Annotated in this window: 8 protein-coding genes; 6 read left to right on the top strand and 2 right to left on the bottom strand. The window is 38.2% G+C overall.

All coding sequences use genetic code 11. The annotated features are described in order from the left end of the window. A partial coding sequence (locus ACOVO2_RS24110; protein ID WP_421772428.1) for an SdrD B-like domain-containing protein occupies positions 1–1,472 on the top strand: 1,472 nt, incomplete at its 5' end. 64 nt (positions 1,473–1,536) lie between these two features. Here the strand turns inward: ACOVO2_RS24110 and ACOVO2_RS24105 are convergent. Together ACOVO2_RS24105 and ACOVO2_RS24100 are read right to left on the bottom strand one after the other, a co-directional pair. Then, the gene (locus ACOVO2_RS24105) at positions 1,537–2,343 is read right to left on the bottom strand and encodes an SDR family oxidoreductase (RefSeq protein WP_421772427.1); all 807 of its coding nucleotides are present in this window, start codon (positions 2,341–2,343) and stop codon (positions 1,537–1,539) included. A 104-nt stretch (positions 2,344–2,447) separates the two neighbouring features. Next, positions 2,448–3,359 carry a phosphatase gene (locus ACOVO2_RS24100; RefSeq protein WP_421772426.1) on the bottom strand — a complete coding sequence of 304 codons (912 nt, stop codon included), beginning with the start codon at positions 3,357–3,359 and terminating at the stop codon, positions 2,448–2,450. 161 nt (positions 3,360–3,520) lie between these two features. Here ACOVO2_RS24100 and rpsU point away from each other — a divergent pair, with 161 nt between their 5' ends. The 5 genes from rpsU to kdpA all read left to right on the top strand — a co-directional run. Continuing rightward, entirely contained in the window at positions 3,521–3,715 is a 195-nt protein-coding gene (gene rpsU / locus ACOVO2_RS24095; protein ID WP_188763768.1) for a 30S ribosomal protein S21, read from the top strand. Between the two features lie 213 nt (positions 3,716–3,928). Next, positions 3,929–4,810: a tyrosine-type recombinase/integrase gene (locus tag ACOVO2_RS24090; protein ID WP_421772425.1), complete on the top strand. Its 882-nt coding sequence runs from the start codon at positions 3,929–3,931 to the stop codon at positions 4,808–4,810. A 36-nt stretch (positions 4,811–4,846) separates the two neighbouring features. Beyond that, positions 4,847–6,199 carry a sigma-54-dependent transcriptional regulator gene (locus ACOVO2_RS24085; RefSeq protein WP_421772424.1) on the top strand — a complete coding sequence of 451 codons (1,353 nt, stop codon included), beginning with the start codon at positions 4,847–4,849 and terminating at the stop codon, positions 6,197–6,199. A gap of 259 nt (positions 6,200–6,458) precedes the next feature. Then, positions 6,459–6,536 (top strand): potassium-transporting ATPase subunit F, encoded by a 78-nt coding sequence (locus ACOVO2_RS24080; RefSeq protein WP_188764762.1) that lies wholly within the window; start codon positions 6,459–6,461, stop codon positions 6,534–6,536. Positions 6,537–6,657: 121 nt separating this feature from the next. Continuing rightward, a partial coding sequence (gene kdpA, locus ACOVO2_RS24075) for a potassium-transporting ATPase subunit KdpA (protein WP_421772423.1) occupies positions 6,658–8,261 on the top strand: 1,604 nt, incomplete at its 3' end.

Here is an 8,261-nt window from a genome sequence, read left to right as displayed (position 1 = left end):
CAGTAACAGTAACAAGTGCCAACGGCTGTACTGCAACCGCGACAACGGTTGTAACCTTAGCTCAGTGTGGGTCTATCGGTGATTATGTTTGGAATGATACAAACAATAATGGTCAACAAGATTCTGCAGAAACGCCAATTCAAGGTGTAAAAATCTACCTTTTGGATGGATTGACTGGTGCTAAATTAGATTCGACTTTCACCGATGCCGCTGGCAAATATCTTTTCGATAGCTTATTGAATGGTTCATATCAAGTGAAGTTTGTTGCTCCAATAAGTACGATTGCTGCCAAACAAAACACTGGTGCTGATTTAACTGATAGCGATGCTAACAAAGAAGGTCTTTCTCAATTAATCAATATTGATACCACCAAATTACCTTCAGATACATTACGAAACAATACCCAAATAGATGCTGGGTTTGTTTCTATCGGTTCTATCGGTGATTATGTATTTGCGGATAATAATGGTGATGGTATTCAAAATACAGGCGATTTGCCAATTGCCAATGTCAAAGTCTATTTATTGGATGGTAATACTGGTGCTAAATTAGATTCAGTTTTGACAACGGCTAATGGAGCATATAAATTCGATAGTCTTTTGGTAGGGACTTATCGAGTACAAATAGTGCTACCACCTGGATACACTTCTTTTACACTACCTAATACTGGGGATGATACGAAAGATAGCGATGTTGGAACCACTGGTCTTTCTCAATTGATTGTTATTGATATATCTAAATTACCAAGTGATACACTACGCAATAATCCTAAAATTGATGCAGGTTTAATTCCTTCTTCTACTAGAGTAGATTTGGCATTGAAGAAAACTGTATTGGGTGATTGTAAAAGAAAAATTGGTGACTCAATTACATTCAATATCGTAGTTAAACGTGAAGATAATGCGGATATCATTGTAAATGCTGCCGTCAAGGACAGTTTGTCTACAAATTTTACGTTTATAAGTGCTACACCAAGTATCGGTTCTTACAGCAATGTTAGTGGGATGTGGACAGGAATTAACTTAGCAAAAGGAGATTCAGCTGTATTAACCATTGTGGCCAAAATCAACCAAGGATCTTATGGTTTAGTTTGCAATGATGCTTGGATTAACTTTATGGATGTGTTGGATTTTGACTCTCAAGCTGGAAATAAAATTGAAACTGAAGATGATTTTGCTCGAGCCTGTGTGAGTGTTCCAATGCCTTTATGTACCGCTAGAAATGAGAGAGTTATCTTATCAGCCCCAGTAGGATATAGTGCATATCAATGGTATAAAAATGGGCAAATTATCGTTGGAGCTAACGATTCTTTCTATACTACCAACAGTATCGGAGAATATACGGTCACAGTAGATTCAGGAAGTTGCCCAGCAAATGTTTGTTGTCCTATTTATATCGAAGATTTTTGTGATTGTCCTCCAACGATCTGTGTGCCTTTTATGATTAATAAAACTAAAACAAGGTCTAAATAAATAACTTGACAAAAAATAGTCCCCTTTGAAATATCATTGGGGACTATTTTTTTTGATATACAAATCAACCTCCGGTAGCAAATCCTTCAAAAACGGTCATTCCTCCATCAATAAACATACTGCTTCCTGTTATATAATCAGAATCGTCAGAGGCTAAGAAAACGGCTAATTTGCCAATATCGCTCGGTTGACCAATTCGATTGTAAGGAATAAGCGACATTAGGCTATTTAAAGCTTCGGGTGTTTCCCAAGCCGCTCGGTTGATTGGGGTTTGAATAGCACCCGGACAAATACTATTCACTCTGATTTTGCGGTTGCCGTATTCTTGAGCGAGGCTTTGCATCAGCATTTTTATTGCTCCCTTTGAGGCTGCATAATTGACATGACCAGCCCAAGGAATTAACTCATGAACCGAACTCATACAGATGATTTTTCCGGTTGCAAGCGAACGCTCAGGCACAGGCCCTCTACGCAAAAATTCTCTTATTGCTTCTCTGGCACACAAAAACTGACCTGTCAGATTAATATCAATTACTTTTTGCCATTGAGCTAAGGTCATTTCATCGAACTTTGCATCTTGCTGTAAGCCTGCATTATTGACAAGAATATCCACAGTACCGAATGTTTCAATGGTTTGTTGAAACATTACTTGAACTTGCTCTTCTTTGCTAACATCAGCCTGAATAGCAATGGCATTACTACCAAATGATTTTATCTTTTCGACAACTGCATTGGCTGATGCTTGATTGGAACCGTAATTCACAACCACATTTGCTCCAGCTTCGCCCAAAGCTACTGCTACACCTTCACCGATTCCAGAGCTTGCTCCAGTAACCAAAGCGGTTTGTCCTGTTAATTTTTTCTCTGCCATTTTTATTTTTCATTTTAGATTTGACCAATTCGTTACAAATTTTTTCTAAAAAAGTATGCCAGCACCTACTTAGCAAACCTAACCATCAAAATGAAATAGTAGTTTTACCCCAAAACTTTGGCCATAATTCCTTCTTTCAAAGCATAACTCGAAACCCTAATGCGTTGAATTTCAAGCGTTTGAATAATAAAACGAATCAAGCACATGGCTACCACAATCATATCTACTCGTAGCTCAATCATACCTGGAATTTGCATTCTTTCGGCGTGATTCTTAAAAATCAATTCGTCATAAGCCCAATAAAACTCTGGGAGTGAATATTCAAACGCAACTTCATCGCTGGCAGGAAGTTGCCCTTTTTCTTTCATATATTGCATATCAATCAGCGTATCAAACGACCCTGACGAACCAATCAAAACCTTCGGAGCGTATTGATGACAAGCATTGGCCAAAGGCAATAGTTTTTCACGGAAAAAATCATCCATCATTTGTACTGAACGCATCGAAATCGGGTCAGATTTCATGAATTTATCCATCAAACGCTGCCCACCAATCTCGAAACTTTGTTTCCAAAATATCTTTTCATCGTTACAAATAATAAACTCCACACTTCCTCCACCAATATCCATTATCATCGAAGTTTCGGGAATACTCATGGCTTGTTTTACACCCAGACAAATCAATTCAGCCTCTTCATCGCCCGAAATAACTTTAATTTTTATGCCCGTTTCATCCAAAACTCTTTCTATAAATTCTTCTTTATTTCCAGCATTCCGAATGGCACTCGTGCCAGTAGCAAAAACATTCTCCAGTGCAACCGATTGATTATCAATTACTTCTCGGAAACCTTTCAATACCCCCAAAGCTCGTTGGATACCTTCTTCCGAAATCACACCTTGGCTAATACCGCCCATCCCAATTTTGGCAGGAATCGAAGATTTATAAAGTGTTGCTGTGCCTTCAACAATCAGCAAATGAAATGTATTTGTGCCTAAATCAATAATGGCTGTTCGCATAAAGCTCAGTCCCTAAAGGGAAGTTTTATTTTAAATTTTCACAAATGTAGTGTTAAACCCGTCAGTTTTGAAAAAACCTTACAGGTTTTAGTCTTAAAAACTTGAAAATCAGAAAATTAATCTCTACTTTTGCACTCCCAAACAAAAGGAGGTGTATTTATATGTTAGTAATCAACGTAAAGGAAAACGAATCTATTGATAAAGCTTTGAAACGTTTCAAGAAGAAATTTGAGAAAACGGGTGTATTGCGTCAACTACGCAAGCGTCAGGCGTTTGAAAAACCATCAGTAGCTCGTCGTAACGAAATTATTCACGCTACTTATGTGGGTAAATTGAGAAGCAACGAAGAAATGTAATATTATTGAGCAATTCAATTTGTTTCAAACAAGTATTGCAATCTAATATATTTAAACCATATTAGTAGATATTGTCATTGGAAAATAGTTATTGGTTATTGGTTGGTTATCTTTATTCGCAAATTGCTTATATTTTCAAACTGATTATAATTTTTAACTGTTCAAATTAGTTATTTACCAATAGCTAATCACCAGTAACCAATCTCTATTAATATGGTTTCTTATTTTTTACAACATATCAAATACGAAAAACGCCTCAGCCATCATACCGTTACGGCTTATGAAGGAGATTTGAAGCAATTTTCTGCATTTCTATTATACCAGTACGAATTTAAAGAACCAGAGAAAGCCGATTTTCAGATGATTCGCTCTTGGATTGTGGCTTTGGTCGACGAAAAAATCGAAAACCGTAGCATCAATCGAAAAATTGCTACACTCCGCACTTTCTACAATTTTTTGCTTCGCCACAAGGCAATCACCACCGACCCAATGCTCAAAATCAAAGCATTGAAAACCGATAAAACGCTCCCCAAATACGTCGAAGAAAAACCCATGGAAAATCTGCTCGATGATATTGAGTTTTCGGATGATTTTTCTGGTTTGCGAGATAAACTCGTGCTTGAATTGCTCTACGGAACAGGTATGCGTTTGGCCGAATTGATAGGTTTGAAAATTACCGACCTAAATTTATATAATAATACATTGATAGTGCTCGGAAAACGCAATAAACAGCGAATCATTCCGGTTAATAAATCTTTGGTTGAAGCAATCAAAAAATACCTTACTTTACGCACAGATATTATTGATGACACCACTAATACTTACTTGATTGTGACTGATAGTGGCACGCAAGCCTACCCGATGTTTATTCAGCGTTTGGTGAAAAAATATTTGTCGTTGGTTACATCACTCGAACAACGCAGTCCGCACGTTCTGCGGCATACCTTTGCTACGCATTTGCTCAATCGTGGAGCAGATTTGAATGCCATCAAAGATTTATTGGGGCATACGAGCCTTGCCGCTACGCAAATTTATACCCATAATTCGATTGAAAAACTCAAAAAAGTCTTCAAGCAAGCCCACCCGAAGGCCTAAGAATAACAAAATTGAATTTATTGAAGAAACACGTCCATGAGCAATACCATTCTGATAATTGATGATGAAGAAAAATTGAGAAATCTTTTGGCCAAAATCCTGACAATGGAGGGCTTTGAGGTTTTTCAATCGGGCGACTGTAAAAGTGGGCTAAAGCGATTGGAACAGAATGCCATTGACGTGGTTATTTGTGATGTAAAACTGCCCGATGGCCGAGGAGTGGACTTGACCAAAACAATTAAAGATAAGTACCCAACCGTCGAGGTTATTTTGCTTACGGCTTACGGAAATATCCCCGATGGTGTGCAAGCCATCAAAAACGGAGCATTTGACTACATCACGAAGGGGGACGATAATAATAAAATTATTCCTTTGCTTCATAAGGCTATCGAGAAAGTGAGTTTATCAAAAAGAGTGCAGCAGTTGGAAAAACAATTGGGCGAAAAACACTCCTTTGATAAAATTATCGGTAAGTCGAAAATTATGCTACAAACCATTGATTTGGCAAAAAAAGTAGCCGAAACCGACACAACCGTGCTGCTCACAGGCGAAACTGGAACTGGGAAAGAAGTTTTTGCTCAAGCCATTCATCAAGCCAGCAGACGCTCTAACCAGAGTTTTGTGGCTATCAACTGCTCGGCGTTTAGTAAGGATTTGCTCGAAAGTGAAATGTTTGGTCATAAAGCTGGGGCGTTTACGGGTGCAGTGAAAGACCAAAAAGGCTTGTTTGAAGAAGCCCACAACGGCACCATTTTCCTGGATGAAATCGGCGAAATGGCTTTAGATTTACAAGCCAAACTACTCAGAATCATAGAGTCGGGCGAGTTATTGAAGGTCGGAGAAAGTAAACCAATCAAAGTAAATGTCAGAATCATTGCAGCTACTAATCGAGACTTATTGAAAGAAATTGAAGCGGGGCATTTCCGAGAAGATTTATATTACAGAATTTCAGTTTTTCAGATAAAACTTCCCGCACTCCGAGAAAGAATTGTTGATATTGAGCTGTTAACCAATCATTTTGTTACGGTTTTTTCGCACAAAATGAATAAAAAAGTACGAAAAATTGAAGAATCTTTCATCGAAACGCTCAAACTTCATAACTGGAACGGCAATATCAGAGAACTAAAAAATGTAATCGAACGAAGCATTATTTTGATGAATGATGATGAGTTAAAAACTGAAAACCTACCACTGGAAATTCAGCATGCTTCGCAATCTGCCAGTGCTATTTCGGGCAAAATATTGACAAACTTTGAGCTGGCTAATGCCGAAAAAAGCCACATTCAGAAAGTACTTAATTACACAAACGGCAACAAAACCAAAACCGCCGAATTGCTCAATATTGCTCTCACTACCTTATATCGCAAAATCGAAGAATACAAACTTTAGGTATATCACCCTTTCAAAACGATAGTACAGACCCTTTCAAAATGAAAGGGTTTTTTATTTTACAAAATCTGATAAATTTTATAAAAAACTGATAATAAGACACTTATAGATTGTTTTCTACTACTGGCACATCTCTTGAAACTATATATAGAAACAAATAATTAAAATCATGTTTCTAACAATCACACTTACAGTTTTAGGGCTATTGGGTTTCGCCCTTTTCTACAAATCCATTAAATTCTTCGAAAACATCTAAGCCATGATAGCATTATTCATCGTCTCAATCGCCGTGTTTTTATACATGTGCTATGTATTACTAAAACCCGAAAAATTCTAAAACCATGAAATGGCAAAAAATCAAGGCTGCGTTAGTCATAATCATTATTTGGTTGATTGCTCTATCAATGTTTTATGCGGTTTTACTAAAATTTAAAATTTTATATAAATTCTAACACAAAATGAACTCAGAAATACTCGGCGTAGTGCTAATGTTTGTGCTAACACTGGCCATCGCTTTACCTTTAGGAAGATACATCGGCAAGGTTTTCAACTACGAAAAAACTTGGTTAGATACAATCTTCAATCCGATTGATAAATTATTCTTCAAGCTAAGCGGCATCAACGAATCTCAGCAAATGAACTGGAAACAGCATTTAGCTGCTTTACTAAGCATCAATGCTGCATGGTTTTTATTATCAATGATAGTATTGACCAATATGGCTTGGCTACCACTAAATCCAGACAATAATCCTTCAATGAGTGGCGATTTGGCCTTTAATACTGCCATTAGCTTTATCTGTAACACCAATTTGCAGCACTATTCGGGCGAAAGCGGAATGTCGTATTTGGGTCAACTCGTATTGATGTTGTGGCAGTTTTTGAGTGCAGGTACAGGCATTGCCATTGCTGCGGTTGTATTCGTGGCAATGAAAGAACGCACAACCGATAAATTGGGTAATTTCTACTCATATTTTGTGCGTAGTTGCACTCGCATTTTATTTCCGATTGCGGTTGTGGTTGCCACGGTGCTGGTATTCAATGGTATGCCAATGACTTTTGAAGGAAAAGATACCATGACCACCCTACAAGGCGATACCGTACAGGTGAGCCGTGGGCCAGTGGCAGCTTTTACGGCTATCAAGCACTTGGGTACGAATGGAGGTGGTTTTTTTGGAGTAAATTCGGCACATCCGTTCGAGAATCCGAGTTATTTTACCAACATCGTCGAAATGATTACTCAGATGCTTATTCCATTCGCATTGATATTTGCTTTGGGCTATGTAATTAATCGGAAGAAACTTTCTTGGATGATTTTTGGAGTAATGACCATCGGATTTACGCTCTTAGTTGTGCCAACGATTATCTCGGAAATGAACGGAAATCCTGCCATTACTCGAATGGGAGTCAGCCAAAGTCTCGGAAGCATGGAAGGTAAAGAAATCAGATTTGGCTCACCAGCTTCGGCTTATTGGAGCATCGCCACCACCGTCATTTCTACGGGAAGTGTCAATGCTATGCACGATAGCTTCACGCCTTTGAGTGGTATGAATCAAATGTTGGCCATGATGATAAATGCTTTTTATGGCGGTTGTGGCGTTGGAATGCTTAATTTTTATGTTTTTATCATTTTGGCGGTGTTTATCAGTGGCTTAATGGTAGGTAGAACTCCCGAATTTTTGGGCAAAAAAATCGAAGCAAAAGAAATGAAAATAGCGATGGTAATTGCTCTACTCCACCCGTTTTTGATTTTGGTTGGGACTGCCATCTCCAGTTATTTATATACCCATAACCCGACTGAATATGCAGGTTGGTTGAGTAACCCAAACAACCATGGTTTTAGTCAAATGTTGTATGAATTTACTTCTTCGAGTGCCAATAATGGCAGTGGTTTTGAAGGTTTGGGCGATAATACACCTTTTTGGAATATCGCTTGTGGCATTGTGATGCTCTTGGGGCGTTTTCTGCCAATCATCGGGCCAGTGGCCATTGCTGGCATTTTGGCCAGCAAAAAATATACTCCCGAAAGCAACGGTACACTCAAAACCGATACAATGACTTTTGG

Source organism: Emticicia sp. (assembly GCF_049241225.1).
In the GTDB taxonomy this organism is placed as follows: Bacteria; Bacteroidota; Bacteroidia; order Cytophagales; family Spirosomataceae; genus Emticicia.
This window is presented reverse-complemented; position numbering and strand designations above follow the sequence as displayed.

Coding starts and splice junctions, on each gene's coding strand:
- ACOVO2_RS24105 (WP_421772427.1), bottom strand. CDS start 2,343: ATGGCAGAGAAAAAATTAACAGGACAAACCGCTTTGGTTACTGGAGCA.
- ACOVO2_RS24100 (WP_421772426.1), bottom strand. CDS start 3,359: ATGCGAACAGCCATTATTGATTTAGGCACAAATACATTTCATTTGCTG.
- rpsU (WP_188763768.1), top strand. CDS start 3,521: ATGTTAGTAATCAACGTAAAGGAAAACGAATCTATTGATAAAGCTTTG.
- ACOVO2_RS24090 (WP_421772425.1), top strand. CDS start 3,929: ATGGTTTCTTATTTTTTACAACATATCAAATACGAAAAACGCCTCAGC.
- ACOVO2_RS24085 (WP_421772424.1), top strand. CDS start 4,847: ATGAGCAATACCATTCTGATAATTGATGATGAAGAAAAATTGAGAAAT.
- ACOVO2_RS24080 (WP_188764762.1), top strand. CDS start 6,459: ATGATAGCATTATTCATCGTCTCAATCGCCGTGTTTTTATACATGTGC.